Source organism: Stieleria neptunia (assembly GCF_007754155.1).
Taxonomy (GTDB): domain Bacteria; phylum Planctomycetota; class Planctomycetia; order Pirellulales; family Pirellulaceae; genus Stieleria; species Stieleria neptunia.
In genome coordinates this window covers 9,677,756-9,694,319 of the sequence record NZ_CP037423.1, presented here as the reverse complement: position 1 = coordinate 9,694,319, position 16,564 = coordinate 9,677,756, and the positions used below count along the sequence as shown (strand labels likewise).

Annotated in this window: 14 protein-coding genes; 9 read left to right on the top strand and 5 right to left on the bottom strand. The window is 60.3% G+C overall.

Annotated elements, in window-relative coordinates:
* Nucleotides 1-6: 6 nt before the first annotated feature.
* Nucleotides 7-1,842: an outer membrane protein assembly factor BamB family protein gene (locus tag Enr13x_RS33790; protein WP_145391302.1), complete on the bottom strand. Its 1,836-nt coding sequence runs from the start codon at nucleotides 1,840-1,842 to the stop codon at nucleotides 7-9.
* 393 nt (nucleotides 1,843-2,235) lie between these two features.
* Here Enr13x_RS33790 and Enr13x_RS33780 point away from each other — a divergent pair, with 393 nt between their 5' ends.
* The gene (locus Enr13x_RS33780) at nucleotides 2,236-3,210 is read left to right on the top strand and encodes an MDR/zinc-dependent alcohol dehydrogenase-like family protein (protein ID WP_145391298.1); all 975 of its coding nucleotides are present in this window, start codon (nucleotides 2,236-2,238) and stop codon (nucleotides 3,208-3,210) included.
* Nucleotides 3,211-3,473: 263 nt separating this feature from the next.
* Here the strand turns inward: Enr13x_RS33780 and Enr13x_RS33775 are convergent, their stop codons facing one another.
* Complete coding sequence (locus Enr13x_RS33775; protein ID WP_231743942.1) at nucleotides 3,474-4,319, bottom strand: class I SAM-dependent methyltransferase; 846 nt, start codon at nucleotides 4,317-4,319, stop codon at nucleotides 3,474-3,476.
* 89 nt (nucleotides 4,320-4,408) lie between these two features.
* Here Enr13x_RS33775 and yaaA point away from each other — a divergent pair, with 89 nt between their 5' ends.
* On the top strand, nucleotides 4,409-5,176 hold the full coding sequence (gene yaaA / locus Enr13x_RS33770) for a peroxide stress protein YaaA (RefSeq protein WP_145391296.1): 768 nt from the start codon (nucleotides 4,409-4,411) through the stop codon (nucleotides 5,174-5,176).
* A 6-nt stretch (nucleotides 5,177-5,182) separates the two neighbouring features.
* Here yaaA and Enr13x_RS33765 read toward each other — a convergent pair whose 3' ends face one another.
* A complete protein-coding gene (locus Enr13x_RS33765; RefSeq protein ID WP_145391294.1) occupies nucleotides 5,183-5,704 on the bottom strand; it encodes a GrpB family protein in 522 nt (173 codons plus the stop codon).
* Nucleotides 5,705-5,823: 119 nt separating this feature from the next.
* Nucleotides 5,824-7,374, bottom strand: coding sequence for an SHD1 domain-containing protein (locus tag Enr13x_RS39510; protein ID WP_145391293.1), 1,551 nt, complete (start codon nucleotides 7,372-7,374; stop codon nucleotides 5,824-5,826).
* Here Enr13x_RS39510 and Enr13x_RS33755 point away from each other — a divergent pair.
* From Enr13x_RS33755 to Enr13x_RS33740, 4 genes are all read left to right on the top strand, one after another.
* Nucleotides 7,364-7,672 carry a hypothetical protein gene (locus Enr13x_RS33755; protein WP_145391291.1) on the top strand — a complete coding sequence of 103 codons (309 nt, stop codon included), beginning with the start codon at nucleotides 7,364-7,366 and terminating at the stop codon, nucleotides 7,670-7,672. The genes Enr13x_RS39510 and Enr13x_RS33755 overlap by 11 nt on opposite strands.
* A gap of 356 nt (nucleotides 7,673-8,028) precedes the next feature.
* Nucleotides 8,029-9,885, top strand: a complete 1,857-nt coding sequence (locus Enr13x_RS33750) for a sensor histidine kinase (protein WP_145391289.1) — start codon at nucleotides 8,029-8,031, stop codon at nucleotides 9,883-9,885.
* A gap of 256 nt (nucleotides 9,886-10,141) precedes the next feature.
* Entirely contained in the window at nucleotides 10,142-10,600 is a 459-nt protein-coding gene (gene rnhA / locus Enr13x_RS33745; RefSeq protein ID WP_145391288.1) for a ribonuclease HI, read from the top strand.
* Nucleotides 10,601-10,609: 9 nt separating this feature from the next.
* Nucleotides 10,610-11,137 (top strand): type 1 glutamine amidotransferase domain-containing protein, encoded by a 528-nt coding sequence (locus Enr13x_RS33740; RefSeq protein ID WP_145391286.1) that lies wholly within the window; start codon nucleotides 10,610-10,612, stop codon nucleotides 11,135-11,137.
* A 204-nt stretch (nucleotides 11,138-11,341) separates the two neighbouring features.
* Here Enr13x_RS33740 and Enr13x_RS33735 read toward each other — a convergent pair whose 3' ends face one another.
* Nucleotides 11,342-11,875 carry a hypothetical protein gene (locus Enr13x_RS33735; protein WP_145391284.1) on the bottom strand — a complete coding sequence of 178 codons (534 nt, stop codon included), beginning with the start codon at nucleotides 11,873-11,875 and terminating at the stop codon, nucleotides 11,342-11,344.
* Between the two features lie 924 nt (nucleotides 11,876-12,799).
* On the opposite strand from Enr13x_RS33735, the gene Enr13x_RS33730 reads away from it, so the two are divergent.
* The 3 genes from Enr13x_RS33730 to Enr13x_RS33720 all read left to right on the top strand — a co-directional run bounded on the left by Enr13x_RS33730 (nucleotide 12,800) and on the right by Enr13x_RS33720 (nucleotide 16,545).
* On the top strand, nucleotides 12,800-14,362 hold the full coding sequence (locus Enr13x_RS33730) for a sigma-70 family RNA polymerase sigma factor (RefSeq protein ID WP_145391282.1): 1,563 nt from the start codon (nucleotides 12,800-12,802) through the stop codon (nucleotides 14,360-14,362).
* Nucleotides 14,363-14,542: 180 nt separating this feature from the next.
* Nucleotides 14,543-15,952, top strand: coding sequence for a tetratricopeptide repeat protein (locus tag Enr13x_RS33725; RefSeq protein WP_145391280.1), 1,410 nt, complete (start codon nucleotides 14,543-14,545; stop codon nucleotides 15,950-15,952).
* Between the two features lie 188 nt (nucleotides 15,953-16,140).
* Nucleotides 16,141-16,545, top strand: a complete 405-nt coding sequence (locus Enr13x_RS33720) for a Uma2 family endonuclease (protein WP_145391278.1) — start codon at nucleotides 16,141-16,143, stop codon at nucleotides 16,543-16,545.
* Nucleotides 16,546-16,564 lie beyond the last annotated feature (19 nt).

The window sequence follows — 16,564 nt, the reverse complement described above, 5'->3', positions numbered from 1 at the left end:
CGGCCGTCACTGGTCTTCGGTGGCGAGAATTTCTTCCGCGTTCCCAGCCACGACGGCAAGCTGATAACATGCAGCTTCCTGGGCGTTGCGAATGTACAAGCGGCTTCCGATCAGTACGGGATGATTCCACGTTTTCCCTTCGATCGCTTGGAACTTGGCCGTTTCGTCGAGTTTTTCGGGCGAGGCGTCAACAAGAACCACTTCGCCACGTTCGGTAGCGATGAGCAACTGTCCCGAGTCGTCGAGTAGGAGACACTGGCCGTTGCCGTAACGCCCACGCTTCCAGTGCCGCTTTCCCGTCTGGCCGTCCACGCACGCAAAGACGCCGCCGTCAAATCCATAGAGATTGCCGTCGTAGTACACGTAGTCGTTGTAGTCGGATTTCATGTCCCGCGTGGTCCAATCGTCGGCAATTTCCCAGGCACCGTTGTCGCCGCGCGCGGCGGTCAGTCGCCGTGTACCTTCTTGGGTGCTGGTCGTAAAGTAGACCGTCGGCCCGACGACAAGCGGTTGCAGGGCGCGATAGTTCTCCAGTTTCCACTCATGTTGCCAGATCGTCTGGCCGTCGGACACGCTGACAAACTGCAGCCCATCGTTACTGAGCATCAATACGCCGCGTCGGTCATCAAATGTCGCCAACTGTGCCGAGCTGTAACTGTGATTTCCCGAGGGAACCGACCAAACGATCTCGCCCGATTCGACGTCATAGGCAAACAGTCCTTTGTCGCCAGCGCCACCGGCATGCACGATCACCAGCGAATCGGTCACCAGTGGCGACGCGGAAAAACCCCAGGTCGGAGGTTTTCGATCGGCGTCCTGTTTCAGGTCTCGCCGCCAAATTTCTTTCCCGTTGACCGCATCGAGACGCAGTAAGATTCCGTCGGCACCGAGCGCAAAAATCCCCTCGTCGGCAATCGTCGGTGTGGCCCGCGGACCGGCTCCCGCGATCGCTTCCCAAAAGCGGCTCGGATAGGTGAAGTCCCAAATCATCGTTCCCGTGTCTGCGTCCAGGCAGATGACCGCTTCCATGTCGCCCCGTTGCTCCTGGGTGTACAGCCTGTTTGCGGCCACACTGAACGAGGACCATCCCGGACCAATTCTTTGCTTCCAGATCTGCGTCGGCGGTGCGCTGTCCCAATCCGACTGAAGTGTGACACCTCGAATCACTCCGCTTCGATCGGAACCGCGAAAAGCTGGCCATGGTGCGGACGCCAAGCTCACCGGGGTCGAATCGGAGATCAGTGGTTCGCTTGGTTGACGCTCGGCGAGTTCCTCCAGGTAACGCTGTTCGGCCGTCGGCTGCCAACGCCATAGCAATTGTGGCTGGAACGAACCGTTGGTGCCCTCGTTTTGTAGCAAATTCCAGTACCCGAACGTGACCATCGCGAGTGCCAACGCGATCGGTACACGCAATGGCGGCTTGCCCGACCAGACCACCAATCCGATCGCGAACGCGGCTAGCCCCGTCGGAATCACCAGCACGATGGCAAACATACCCCGAAGCGAAAAATGAAGCAGGGCGATCGAAACCACCGCGATCAAGACCACTGCGGCGGAACCGATCGCTTTTTCCCGCAGCGGTGCTCGGCTTGCGAAACACCACCAGAAGATCAGTGCGATTCCCAATCCTGCAGGCCCCATGAACGCAAGCATCATCACGGGTAAGCTGGGTGATTCCATCAACCACGGAACCATTCGCAGGGCGAACATCGCGGCAAGCAAAACGACAGCCGGCCACCAACGCAGGCTCGACCGCGTCGTCGCGACAGGTGCGTCCGATGGCGAAGCCTCGACAACAGACGCAATGTTTTCCGATTCGGATGAATCACTTTCGTTGGTCATTTCAAGCTCCTCGCTCGTCGCAGACTTGGTTGTTCTGCGGGATTCGTTCTGCAGGTTCGGATCTTCGTTCGTTTTCGACGCGTCGTGTGTTCTGATTTTCCGGTCACCGTTGAACGCTCTCCACCGTTGCGGATAGACTGCGGTAGCTGTTTCGTTCAACCGATCAAATGCGTGAAGGATGTTGGATTGATGGATGCTCAGAACACCACCCCATTAGCCGCCAGAAACGGATCGTCGTCAAGTTCGGACGACGTCACCTGCGGAGCCGCCGGACATGGCGTTTGCCCGGTCTGTCGCGGCAAAACGCTGATCGAAATACGCGGTAAACTGCAGTGTTCACGTTGCCATTCGATTTGTGAAACCTGCTGCGAAGGCGGACGCGGGTAATTTCCCATGAGAGCCATCACCCTCGAATCCGACGGCCTTCACTACCAGGCGTCGCACGCCGAACCGACGCCGGCCGAAGGCGAAGTGCTGGTGCAGGTTCTCCAAGCCGGGATTTGCGAAACCGATTTGCAACTCGCCCAGGGATACATGGGGTTTCGCGGGATTTTGGGGCATGAATTTGTCGGCATCGCCCAAGCGGGAACCCATGCGGGGCGTCGCGTGGTCGGCGAGATCAATTGCAATTGCCGCGTCTGTCCGACCTGTCAGGCCGGTCGACCGACACATTGTCCCCATCGGACGGTGATCGGAATCGATCGGCACGACGGGGCGTTCGCCCAATCCGTCGCGATTCCCGAGCATAACTTGCACGTCGTTCCCGAAGGCGTCACCGACGACCAGGCGCTGTTCACCGAACCGCTCGCCGCCGCTTTTGAAATCTTGCAACAGGTTGCGATCGAATCCACCGACCGAATCGCGATTCTGGGCGACGGCCGATTGGGCTATCTGTCGGCCCAAGTGCTTTCATCGGTTACCGACCGAATCACCGTGTTCGGAAAACATGGCGTCAAACTGCTGCGTTTCGGACATCGCGGATACGAAGTCGTCCAGATCCCGTCGACGGATCCGGTTGAGCTTCCGCATCACAAATTCGACGTGGTGGTCGATTGCACCGGATCGACGACCGGATTGCCGATGGCCATTCACCTGGTTCGGCCGCGTGGGACGGTGGTGCTCAAGACGACGGTCGCCGATCGGCATGAACTGTCTCTCGCCTCGATCGTGATCGACGAAATCAGCGTCGTCGGTTCACGATGCGGTCCGTTCGCCACGGCGCTCGACGCGCTGGCCGGTGGCCAAGTCGATGTGGACGGATTGATTACCGATCGCTATTCGCTGGACCAAGTCAATCCCGCGTTCGCGTCGGCCGTCAATCCGAACTCGTTCAAAGTCGTCTTTGAGATCGGTTCCGCATCGGATTAGGACTCGTCGCTTTTTAGCGGCAGGGCGCGAGCCCTCCGGTCTTTCAAGGGGGCAAGCTGGCACCGGGCGGCTCGCGGGCTGTCGATTGAGTCGGGATCTGCTGAGTCCATGGTGAGCCGCTGGCCGTAAGGCCTCGGGCAGCGTCGCAGTGCCCGGCCGCTTACGCGTCGCGGCTCACAAAATCGACAGCCCGCTTGCGCCGTTCCGCTAACGAGGTCGTTTGTTTGCGCTTTGAGTCCTTGAATCCGGGCGGAAACGCGTTGTCATCCTGTCGTCGGAGCGCGGCGGCGACGCAGCACATAAACCACATCTTCGCTCGTCGCATCGACGGTGATCGGATCCGACAGGTCGTAGCCAAAGTCGAACGTTTCGACGATCTCCCACAAACCGCTGTGATCGATCAACGCCTTCATCTGACGCATCGTGTAACTGCGCAGCACCAGTTCATCGACGATCCGTACCGATCCTGATGGCCGGTGGATGTCAAACCGAATGCCGAACCGTTCGACGCGGCGTTTGGGGTCGCGTGCATTGGTCCACATGTGCGTGTTGACCGTCAGATGACCGCGCCGCGCCGACCACGATTCCCCCTCGCTCGGGATCGCTTGGGTCGGCGTCAGGTGCACGCCCAGCAGATACAGTCCCCCGACGCGGACGGCATCGGCCATCGACTCGAAGTGCCCGCGGGCGGCCGCTTCGCTGGACAGGTGGCGAAAGCTGTTGATGGTGTTGAAGGCGACGTCCGCTTTTTTTCGCAGCTTAAAATCCGACATGTCCGCCACGAAGGCGCGATGCGGCATCCCGTGACGCTCAAACCTGGCGTTGCAGAATTCGATCGCCTTGGGGTTCAAGTCCAACCCATCGACGTCGTGACCCCGGCGGGCGAGGGAGTACAGCAAACGCCCGGTCCCGCACGCCGGCTCGAAAAATCGTTTCGCCGGTCGGCTCGAATACTGCGCCGCACATCCGAGAATGAACTTGGTTTCCGCGGCACAATCGGCTCCGAAGACCAGATCGTAATACTTCGGGTGATCGTAGATGGATTCGTTGAGTTCTTGCACGGCGTGTCCATGGACGGGTGAGACGAAAAGCGCTTCGGTGATTGGCAAGGCTTTTACTCGTTCTACAATCCTCCGTCTACCACCGCAGTCGACCGCCACCGCGTGAATTCCCCTCCACACCACTTCCCATCGACATCATGCTGATCGTTCTCTCACCGGCCAAAACACTGGACTATGAATCCCAACCGAAGGTCCCGGCGCGGACGACTCCCGAGTGGATCGCCGAGAGCGAGAAGCTGGTCGAGCTGTTGAAAAAGAAGACGCCCAAGCAGATCCAGACGCTGATGGGGGTCAGCGACAATTTGGCCGAACTGAATCACGGGCGCTATCAGGACTGGCAGCTCCCGATGCCCGAAGCAGCGTCTCGGCCGGCAGTCCTGGCGTTCAAGGGAGACGTCTATCTGGGGCTGCAGGCAGACCGGCTGACGGAAAAACAATTGCAATATGCCCAGGATCATCTGCGGATCCTCTCGGGACTCTACGGTGTGCTGCGGCCATTGGATGCCATGCTGGCGTACCGATTGGAGATGGGCACGGCACTGAAAACACGTCGTGGCAAGGACCTGTACGTGTTTTGGGGGACACGGATCACGCAATCGATCAACGAGCAACTGGCCGCGTCTCACTCGCGATACCTGTTGAATCTGGCATCGAACGAATACTTCCGCAGCATCCAAAAGAAAAGCGTCCAGGCGGAAATCATTGCGCCGGTGTTCAAGGATCAGAGCAACGGCAAGTATCGTGTGATCAGCTACTTTGCCAAAAAGGCGCGGGGGACGATGGCGTCGTGGGTGATTCGAAACAAAGTCAAAACGCCCGCCAAGCTGGTGAAGTTTGCCGAAGACGGTTATCGCTACGACTCCGAATCGTCGACCGAATCCGCACCGGTGTTCTTGCGCGGGTAACGGAATTCAGCCCCCGTGGTGTTCGATCAGATGGGCAAAGAAAACGGACTTGTCGTCGGCGTACTTCTGTGGCTCTCCGGCTCCCTGACGCCAGCGGGTGACCTTGGTTTCCTCGAACCTCAGCGAAAGCTCGCGATCGGAACGCAGGGCATCGCGGACCGCAATCGAACTGCGGTAGAACGGGCTATCCAAATAGGTCAGAAAGACGCGATGGGTCGGATCTCCGCTCCGCGGCTTGCAAAGCACGATCGCTTCGGCGGCCCACATCGGTGTCGTGACGCGTCGAAAATTCAGCCCCTCGATCATGTCCGATGATTCGGCGATCGCTTGTTGGGAATCATCGTCGTCGCGGACCGCCGCGACCACATCCAGCACCGGGCGGGCGATCATCCCGCCGATCGCGGTGCTGCCGATGTGTTGAACATCGATCACCCAACCGAGACAACTGTGCAAAATCCCGCTCCGCGTTTGCTCGAACTCCTGCCGCCAGCGCGGGTCGTAATGCATCAATCGAACGGTGTCAGTCATGGCGTCATTTGCAGCTGGGCCGAAGAGGCCTGTTGATCAAGGGGCCATCAACAAAAAAAGCGAGCCCATCGCGGATGCGATAGGCTCGCCGTATCGTTTCACGATGTCAAGCTTGGACGCTACTTGCTGCTCAGCAAGGGCAATCGCGATTGCTTGATTTCATCGCGGATCGAATCGACGTACGACTCATCGGCCGGGCACAGTCGTCCGGCGGGGACCGTGCAGGTTCGGCCGTTGGATTTGAGCAACCGGACGTTCTCGCTGTTGATTTCGATCAAGCGACCTTCGACCTGATACTTGCCCGTGTTGTCGATCCACGTTCGCACGTGAGTCTCATCCAGCGGGTTGATCGCGACGGCGGGGGCGACGGAGACGACTTGAACGCTCAGCGAACCCTCGGCGGCGGGCATTTTTCCAAACAGGTCGTCCAGGTTCTCCGCTGCATCGTCGGCCGGCTTCGCTTCGCTGGCCGGCGCGTCATCGCTGGCGCCCGGATCACCGAACAGGTCGTCCAGGGACTCGGTGGCCGAGGACGCCTCGGAAGTGTCGGCTGCTGGTTCGGTTGTGTCACCGAACAGATCATCCAGTCCGCCGTCGGCCGCTGCGGGTTCTTCGGTAGCCGGAGCCGGATCGCCGAACAAGTCGTCCATCGCTTCTTCGGCTGCCGGTGCGGCGTCGGCGGGGGCGTCCGCAGCGGGCGCGTCGCCGAACAGATCATCCAGTCCGCCGTCGGCCGCTGCGGGTTCTTCGGTTGCCGGGGCTGCGTCAGCCGGAGCCGGATCGCCGAACAGGTCGTCCATCGCTTCTTCGGCTGCCGGTGCGGCGTCCGCGGGGGCGTCCGCAGCGGGCGCGTCGCCGAACAGATCATCGAGTCCGCCGTCGGCCGGTGCGGGTTCTTCCGTTGCCGGGGCCGCGTCAGCCGGAGCTGGATCGCCGAACAGGTCGTCCATCGGTTCTTCGGCTGCCGGTGCGGCGTCGGCGGGGGCGTCCGCAGCGGGCGCGTCGCCGAACAGGTCATCGAGTCCGCCGTCGGCCGGTGCGGGTTCTTCGGTTGCCGGGGCTGCGTCGGCCGGAGCCGGATCGCCGAACAGGTCGTCCATCGGTTCTTCGGCTGCCGGTGCGGCGTCGGCGGGGGCGTCCGCAGCGGGCGCGTCGCCGAACAGGTCATCGAGTCCGCCGTCGGCCGGTGCGGGTTCTTCCGTTGCCGGTGCCGCGTCGGCCGGAGCCGGATCGCCGAACAAGTCGTCCATCGGTTCTTCGGCTGCCGGTACGGCGTCGGCGGGGGCGTCCGCAGCGGGCGCGTCGCCGAACAGGTCATCGAGTCCGCCGTCGGCCGGTGCGGGTTCTTCCGTTGCCGCCGGCTCGGGTTCGGTTGCCGGGGTTTCGGGAGCCTTGTCAAACGGATTCGGTTCGGCCACGGCGGGTTCGCTTTCGGCGGGCATGGTCGCCGCCTCGCCGGTTTCCGCTTCGGTGGTCTTCGGGGCGTCGGCGGCCGGCGGTTCGGGTTCGGTGGCAGCCGGCTCGGGAGTCGCGGGTTCCGGAGCAGCGGGTTCGGCCGGTGCCTCGGGTTCGGCCGGTGCCTCAGGTTCAGCTGGCGGTTCGGGCTCGGCCGGTGCCTCGGGGGCCGGCGGTGCCTCGTCGGTGGCTGAATCGCCCGGGGTGGTACTCATCGGTGCGGTTTCGTGGGCCGCGGGCGCCGCGGCGCTTTCGCAGCAATCGACGGAAACGACCGGCGAGCAGGGGATCGGTTCGCATGTCGGAACGGGGTCGCAGCAGATCACTGGTGCGGGATCGCAGCAGCTGACCACGGGAGCGGGGCAGATCGGCTGGGAAACACAAGCCGGTTCCGGGCAGCAGATCTCTGCGCATGAATCAGACGAGTTTCCGCGGAGGCGTTTTAACAAGCCGCCGGCCGATGCAGGGCCGATGCCGAGCATCACGGTCAAGCAGACGACCAGGGTCCACTGAAATACGTTTCGGACCTTTCGATTCATGGTTTTGGGCTCCTCAGCGGCCGATGTGCCGCACGAGACACGCGGATGTTTTGGGAAGAATTCGGAAAGTGGTCAATGCGTCGCCGAAATCGGCGAATGTGCGAACCGACCATGCTAATTCGCCCAAAATCGCGTCACAAGCAGATAAACTGGGCAAATTGCTCTTGTTCTCACTCCAAGAGAACGTCGGAATCAGTCTGTCGACAGCCTCAGCATAGGCGATAAAACCAAGGTCTGTAGAACAACGGTCGGGGCGCGTGCTGCAACCATCGCGGCGTCGTGTCGTTCCAATCCCACCCGATTCGCCCATTCCAAACGATTCAAACTATCATGTTTCGCCTGGTTCAAGGACTGTTTTCGTCGATGAGCCTGGAGCGAAAGTGCCTGCTCTTCTTCGGGTCGGCCTTCACGCTGTTGATGTGCGGCGCGTTCTTGGTCGTGCAGACGCTGGGCAACCGTTTGGTCCAACGGACCACACAGCAGCGGGCCCAAGACTTGGCCGATGCGGAGCTGATGCTACTGCACAGCGATGCCAAATGGGCCCAGACCAGCAGCCCCGAGGCGATCGCTGCCAACCAACCGATTCTCGCCGGCCTGCGGGCGGAAATGCTGGCCAAGGACATCGAATTCGAAATTCTGGGGCTGGAAGACCGGGTGGCCTACACCAACCTGCCCCCGATCTCGCCGCCGGAGGATCCCGCCGAGCGGAAACGACTGCAGACGCTCGAGCCTCAGTTTCGCAGCCAGCTGGCCCGGCGGATCGCCCAGCAGCAACCGGACATCTCCGAGTCGATCGACTTGGGCGAAAACGAATCGATGAGCATGATCGGGCTCGGCACGCTGCCGGTGCACCAGCAACTCGGGCCGGTCGACGGTCGCTACATTTACTATCGCCCCGTCTTCCCAAAACTGACGTGCATCACCTGCCATGCCCCCGAAGGCGAAAAGGCGGCGTTGGCGACATCGGGCAGCCCCATCGAACAAGCCAGTTTGGCGCCGTTTCGCGTGATCCGCGTCAGCATGCCCTACAAGGACACGGAGAACCAAACCACCTGGATCAGCTCGATCGTCGTCGCCTTGGCCTTGTTCATCGTCGCCGCGACGCTGTACATGTTGCACGCGTTGATTCGCTACCTGGTCCTCGAACCGCTGTATCACTTGCGCGACGTCAGCGATTCGATCACCCATGGGGACGTCACGCAGCGCGCGGTGATCGAATCGGAGGATGAGTTTCGCGAGCTTGCCGATGCCTTCAATCGAATGTTGCGGGGGATGTTGGAAAGCCAGGAAAAAGAAAAGATCATCAACGCGGAACTCGACGGCCGGGTTGACCAGTTGGCCCAGTTGAACTGGCAACTCTATGAAGCCAACCGCGTCAAAAGCGACTTCATGGCCAACATGAGTCACGAGCTCCGCACACCGCTCAACAGCATCATCGGGTTCTCCGATGTCTTGCAAGGGATCGACTCGTTGACCGACAAACAGCGGCGTTACGCCCAGAACATTCAAAAGAGCGGCCGGCTGTTGTTGGAAATGATCAACGACATCCTGGATCTGGCCAAGGTCGAAGCGGGGAAAATGGAGGTCCGGCGGAACGAATTCGACCTCGGCCGCCTGGTCACCGCCCAGTGCGACATGATCGGATCGCTCTCGGAAGAAAAAGACATCTCGTTGACCGTCGACGTCCCCGACGATTTGCCGACCGCGTTTCAGGATCCCAACAAGCTCGGTCAGATCGTCAACAACCTGCTTTCCAACGCGATCAAATTCACACCCGAAGGCGGCATGGTGACGGTCCGCGTCGTCGATCTGTCCGGGGGGATTGCGACCGGGCGGTTCCGTCTGATGATCATCGACACCGGCGTGGGGATCGCCGAAGAGGATCAATCGGTGATTTTCCAAAAGTTTCGACAGAGCCGCAAAGTGCTCGACGGCGAAGGGCTGACCCGCGAATTCGCCGGCACCGGACTGGGGCTCTCGATCGTCAAAGAACTGGCCAAACTGCTCGGCGGCGAAGTCGGTTTTGAAAGCGAACTGGGACGCGGCAGCACCTTTTGGGTGGAACTGCCGTGGCGATTGAGCGACGAGACGCTGCAACTTGCCGCGGAACTCTCCCAGCCGCGCGGGTTGCCCGCACCGACCAAAGGCACCGTCGGCGACGTGCCCGGTGACATGGTCGCCAAGTAACACCGCCGGCCCGGTGGATCCACCGACGCCGCCGATCGACTTGCCATGCGAGGTGCTTTTTTGTTAGCGGTAGGGCGCGAGCCTCTCCGGTCTTTCAAGCTGGAATCGGACGGCTCGCGCCGTTCCGATCACGCCTTCAGTGCCAAAGTCGATGGCGTTAGGCTAACACCAGTACCAACCTACTCCTGCATCCTCCCGGCGGCTCGACTGCGTTCCCAGTTGACAGCACCGGCGATCACCGAAAGACTCTCTCGCGATGAAACCAGTCCAGCTCTATACCGACGGCGCATGCAGCGGAAACCCAGGACCGGGTGGCTGGGCATTCATCTTGCGCTGTGGCAAAACCGACAAGGAACTCGAACGCGCCGCCGGTGATCCCCAGACCACCAACAACAAGATGGAACTGCAGGCGGTGATCGAAGGCCTGAAGGCCTTGAAGGAACCCTGCGAAGTCACCCTGTATGCCGACAGCAGTTACGTGCTGCAGGGGATGCAAAGCTGGATGAAGGGCTGGAAGAGTCGCGGTTGGAAACGAAAAGACGGTTCGAAACTGGTCCCCGTCAAGAACGTCGAGCAGTGGCAGGAACTGGATCGGTTGATGCAGAAACACCAGATCAAGTTCGAACACGTCAAAGGCCATTCCGGCCACCTGGAAAACGAACGCTGCGACCAGTTGGCCGTCGCCGCGTATCAACGCTATTTGGTCAAAAAGTAGGTGCTTCAAATGAGCGACACGCCGTTGGCGGGCAAGAACGTGCTGATCCTGGTCGGAGACATCTACGAGGATCTGGAACTGTGGTACCCGAAATTGCGTTTGATCGAAGCCGGTGCGTCGGTCACCGTCGCCGGTCCCGAGGCGGGGCGTTGTTACGCCGGCAAAAATGGCTACCCCTGTGTCTCCGATGCCCGCATCGACGCGATGGACGAAGCGGCTTTCGACGCGCTGGTGGTGCCCGGCGGATTCATGCCCGATAAATTGCGGCGTGATCCCGTCGTGCTCGATTTGGTCCGGGCTTTCAATGATGCCAAAAAACCGATCGCCGCGATCTGTCACGGCGGTTGGATTCCGATTTCCGCCGGCGTCTACCGAGGCATCAACGTGACCGGATCACCCGGGATCAAAGACGACCTGGTCAACGCCGGTGCGACCTACGAAGACGCCGCGGTGGTCGTTGATGCAAACCACGTGACCAGTCGCCGGCCGGATGACCTGCCGGATTTCTGCCGCGAGCTGATCAAGCTCTGCCGCTGACAAATCAGCGTAGGCTGTTCGCGCTGCGGCGCGAGCGGCCTGTCGATTTAGTGAGTGAGCCGCGACGCGTGAGCGGCCGGGCCGCCTGGCGCTGCCCGTGGCCTTACGGCCGGCGGCTCACCATTGGATCGACGAATCCCATCACAGCGACAGCCCGCGAGCGGGCTGTCGGCGGCCCGGTGCCTAAGTGTCCCTCTGAGACGATCAACTTCGTGATTCGCTGCGACCAAGCGACGCAGCGCCGAAGGCGCCGATCCCGCAAACCAGTGCCAGGCTGGCGGTGATGACCGCATTCCACCCCAGCCTGGACTTTTTCGTGACAACGACGTGGTAGGTATACGGCGACACCAGGTCGAGCGAGCGGACTTCCATGTCCTCGAATTCCAGGATCACCGAAGCGGGCTCCACCCGCGCATAACTCTCCTCGATCTCGGCCAGGTGTGATTCCGTGGTGGTCGTCGTTTCGATCATTGCCCAGCGAACAGCGTTGTATCCGGCTCCCACCAGCAGCGCGACGGCGATCAAGCCGAGCATCAGGAAGACAATCGTGCTGCCGCCCGAGGGCGCGGTCGCGGCCGGCTGGTCTGGGGCGTCCCCGACCTGTGGCAATTCTCGCAGCTCACCCAGTTTTGGGATCGCGACATCGGCGTGACACTGGGGGCATGACGTGCTATCACCCGCCTGTGCAGGGGTGACCGTCAGTTCAGCGTGGCAATTTGGGCAAGATAGCAGGTACATCGGCTAAAATATGAAGAAGTTTTGAAGTTGTTGCGGGTGGACCCGACCGGCGACCAGACTAAAATCTTAGACGTCCTCGATCACGCCACATTACACGCCGCTCCCACACCGAACTGACTGCACGTCGGAGTGCGAAACGATTCGTCACTCCGCCCAAGATTGTAGTCACGACGCCTGTCGGACATCCCCGATGACCCGCGGTCAAATAACGAACTACTTTGTTCGTACGAGCAATCCGATGGATTCGGATCTGCGATTCACCTTTGTGGCGTGAACACGTCGGGAACGGCCAGGAAGGCGAAGGTCGAAGTCCATTACGAGCAACGGTTGCACGCATTCCAGGAACGAATCTCCATCGGTCGGCACAATCCTTGGCGCCAATCTCCCACCGCTTACGACTTGGAACGGTTCCGGTCGGCCGTGGCAAGACAGGACGCGAAGAATCGTACGCGAGAAAATTGTACGCGAAAAATTGTACGCGAAAAATTGTACGCGAGCATGAATCTGATGGTTCGATCTCGGACGCTGGGAAGGCTGGTTTAATCGTCGCGGAGTAAGGACAGGGGGCATGCTTGGGGAGAATTTGCACGGGAGAGGAAAAATGGGAGCAGCGCGAGCGCGCCTTCTCGCTCCCGGCAAAGTCAACCAATCACGGCCAACTGGGACAACTGGAAAGTTTTTCCAATTAGCCGAGGCCACCAGGGAAGCGTAAGGGGGGTGGTAGAGTTTCACCAGCGAATTTGAATCAGACACCGTTGGATAGCTCGCCATGGTTCCCGGCGATGCGGATTGGTCACGATCAGCCCGCGAACTGACCTGGAGTAAATGGTTTGGTGATTTTCACCAAAACCCCCTACGCCGAACCGACACACCGATCATTATTCATTACAGATACCCTGCACTGTTCCTCTTGGAGTTTTAGTTTTGTTCGACACCCTTTTGGACGAATTTGAAGACGTCGCCGCACATTCCGCTGAAGCGGTCACCGGTGGCTTTCGCAAACTTCCCATTGATGAGAACGAGGAGGATGGTGGCGTGGGTTCGCCCGCGCAAGTGGCCGAAGGTGAAGTCCAATTGGACAGTCCCGATGAATTGTTGGCCGTCGAAGAGGCGGAAACCTGGTCCGACGACCCGGTGCGGATGTACTTGACCCAGATGGGTGAAATTCCCTTGCTGACCCGCCGCCAAGAAATCGAATTGGCCAAGCGGATCGAAGAGACCCGTCGTCGCTTCCGCACCAAGTTGCTGGAAAACCATTACGTCTTGGTCGAAGCCTACAAGACGCTGAAGAAGGTCTACCGCGGCCAATTGCCCTTCGACCGAACCGTTCAGGTTTCGGTGACCGATCGGCTCGAAAAAGAGCAGATCATCGGACGGCTGCCGCACAACCTGCTGACCCTGCAAACGTTGCTCAAACGCAACAAGCACGACTGGAAAGTCGCGCTCAGCAAGAGCGCCTCCAAACGCCGTCGCGCCGAAGCCTGGCGGGCCCTGGCCCGTCGCCGACGTCGAGCGGTCCGGTTGATCGAAGAATTGGGCCTGCGGACCCAACGCATCGAAACCCGCATCGATTTGCTCGATAAATTTAGTCGCCGGATTTCCGAAATCGATTCCCTGGTCCGCGACCAACGCCGCACCAAACACGGCCGCGAAACCCGTGACGCATTGCTGCACGAGCGACGCCAAATCCTGACCGCGTGCCAGGAAACCCCGACCTCGCTTCGCAATCGCGTCCGCATGCTGAGAATGGTCTACGCCGAGTACCAGCAGGCCAAACGGGAACTGAGCGAAGGGAACCTTCGTCTGGTCGTTTCGATCGCCAAAAAGTATCGCAACCGCGGCCTGTCTTTCTTGGACCTGATCCAAGAAGGCAACGCAGGCTTGATGCGGGCGGTCGATAAATTCGAATACCGCCGCGGGTTCAAGTTCTGCACCTACGCCACCTGGTGGATTCGACAAGCGATCACCCGCGCCGTGGCCGACCAGAGCCGGACCATTCGGATCCCGGTCCACATGGTCGAAACGATGAGCCGCGTTCGCAACGTCGCACGTCAATTGCTGCAAGAACTCGGACGCGAACCCACGATCGAAGAAACGGCACGCCGGGCCGATGTGACCGTCGAAGAAGCACGCCGCGTGCTCACCATGAGCCGCTTCCCGATCTCGCTGGACCGACCGGTCGGCAACAGCGAAGACAGCCAGTTCGGCGACCTGCTGCCCGACGGAACCGCCGAAAGCCCCCAAATCGGCGCCACGCAAGAAATGCTCCGCGACCGAATCACCAACGTGCTCAAGTCGCTCTCCTACCGCGAACGTGAAATCATCAAGCTCCGCTACGGGCTCGGTGACGGATACAGTTACACGCTGGAAGAGGTCGGGCACATCTTCAAGGTGACCCGCGAGCGGATTCGACAGATCGAGGCCAAGGCGGTGCGCAAGCTGCAACAACCCAGTCGCAGCCAAGACCTGGTCGGGTTCCTCGACTAACCGCATCCAAGCAGTGGGGTAAGCATCCTGCTTGCCGTCAGCTTACAAACGCAAGCTGGAAGCTTACGCCACGCAGCCAATCTCAGAAATTAGGGCGACGATTGCAAAATCGCCGCCCTTTTCTTTTGGGTTAGACTCCTCCTGCCTCCCCGCTCTTCTCCCCCCAGACAGCTCGTTCCAATGCCGACCGTCGCCGATGTCCTCTCACAAGGCTGGAAAGTTCATCAAGCCGGCAAGATCGAGGAGGCGTTGCGTGTGTATCAGCACGTCATCAAGCAAGCGCCACGCAACCCCGAAGCCCATGTCTATCTCGGCATCGCGCTGTTTGACCAGCGACGCTACAACGACTCGATCAGCGCCTATCGCACCGCGCTCGCCCTCAAGGACGCGTTCCCGATCGCATGGAACAACCTGGGCAACTCGCTCCGCATGACAGGCGACGTCCAAGAGAGCGACGCCTGTTTCGAAAAGGCGTTCAAGCTGGATCCCAGCTACCTGTCGGTCTACAAGAATCGCGGAACGCTCTGGATCTGGTCCGGCGAAATCGAGCGGGGGCTTCGCTGGTACGAAAAGGGGCTGCAGATCGCACCCGACGACCCCGAACTGCATCGCAATCTCGGCGTGATCTATCTGTTGTTGGGCGATTTCGATCGCGGCTGGTCGGAGTACCGTTGGCGGTGGAAGATGGGCGGATTGCGCCGCCCCCAGTCGCACGCCCCGTTGTGGAACGGGGAGCCGATTTCCGGTCGTTCGATCTTGCTGTATCCCGAGCAAGGTCGCGGCGACGAGATGCACTTCATCCGCTTGGCCAGTGTGCTGGCGGCCGAAGGTGCCCGCGTGGTCGTGCAGACCGACCCGCAGATGATCCCGCTGTTCACCTCGGTCCGCGGCGTGCACACGCTGCTGCCGGTGGGGAGCCAATTGCCGCCGGTCGATTTCCAAGCGTCGTTTATCGATGCCGTCGATGGCTGGTACCAGGCGACCGGCCAATTGCCGTATGTCGCCAAGCATTTCGGCGAACGGGATGACCGCAGCGGTTACCTGAATGTCTCCGATCCGCTGGTCAACTACTGGCATCGCTGGATGGAAAAAAACGCGCTGGGCAAGGATCATCGAAAACGAATCGGCATCGCCTGGCAAGGCAATCCGAAGCACCACGCGGATGTCTACCGCAGTATTCCATTGGAAGCGTTTCGACCGCTTGCCGAAGATGAGGATTTGCATCTCGTCAGTTTGCAGTTCGGATTCGGCAGCGAGCAACTCGATCAAGTCGATTTCGGCAACGTCATCAGTCGGCTCCCTGCCGACACCGACACCAGTGGCGGCGCCTTCACCGACACCGCAGCGGTCATGAAAAACCTGGATCACGTGATCACCACCGACACATCGGTCGCCCACCTGGCCGGCGCCTTGGGTGTCCCGACCACCGTGATGCTGGGCCGCGTCCCCGATTGGCGCTGGCTATGCGATGGCGACCGCACCGAGTGGTACCCCAGCATGCGCCTGGTGCGACAACGTGAAATGGGCCACTGGAACGACGTCGTGCAGGAGGCGCACCGTTCACTGAAGCAGGTCGATCAAGTGCCGTAGGGCATGCTGTGCATGCCGATGGTCTTAGAACGTGGCGTAAGCTTTCAGTTCGCGATTCCAGCACCGCAAGCTGGACACGACAGCGAGTGGTTTTGTTGCACATGATATTGGCCTGATGGATCGACGACGTACGCTACAATAAATTGCGTTGCCGTTCCAACGTCTGTATCGCACCGATAACCGAATTCATGTCCGCGGCTCCAAAATACATTCCCCAATACACCGTCTCCGATTACCTCGGCTGGGACGGGGACTGGGAGCTATGGTCCGGTATTCCCATCGCGATGAGCCCCAGCCCCTTCGGCCGCCATCAAGCGGTTGCGTCGCGAGTCGCGTACGAATTGCGTAAGGCGATCGTCGTCGAAGTGCTTTCCGATGCGACACGCGAACGTGATCTCACCTTCAAGCAAGAGCTCTACCGTGATCACGATGTCGGTTCCTACCTGGTCTTGGATCCGGCCGACAAGAGTATTGTGATGTGGTTGCGTGGCAGTGATCGTCAGTGGCTGCGTTCGAGACCGGGCAGCCAGATCACGCTTCGTGTTTGCGAGGACTGCGAACGGACCCTGGATTGCGGCAACCTCTTTCCCTGAACCTTTCCCGAATTTGACC